Here is a 301-nt window from a genome sequence, read left to right as displayed (position 1 = left end):
ACCGCATGATCCGCGGCGGTGACCGCATCGGCGTAGTGGATGTTGACCTCGAACTGGCCGGGCCCGTGCTCGCTGTTGCTGGCTTCGATGTCGATGCCGCACCGGCTCAGGGACTCACGGATGTCCCCGATCAGGAACTCCGTCGAGCTGTTGCGGTAGAGGCTGTAGGTCCGGCTCCCGCTGGTGATCGGCTCGGCGTCGCGCCACTTCCGGTCGGCGAGCTCGCCCGGTCCACCCTTGAACACGTAGAACTCGAACTCGTACGCGGCGATCGGCTGGTAGCCCTCGCTCCTGGCGGCTT

1 pseudogene is annotated in these 301 nt (G+C 66.4%); it reads right to left on the bottom strand.

Annotation, left to right across the window (positions count from 1 at the left end):
- Window positions 1-301 (bottom strand): annotated as a pseudogene (locus ACFQGU_RS03615) (glutamine synthetase family protein); the annotation flags it as partial.

The organism is Longivirga aurantiaca (assembly GCF_042660085.1).
GTDB classification, from domain to species: Bacteria; Actinomycetota; Actinomycetes; order S36-B12; family CAIYMF01; genus Longivirga; species Longivirga aurantiaca.
This window is presented reverse-complemented; position numbering and strand designations above follow the sequence as displayed.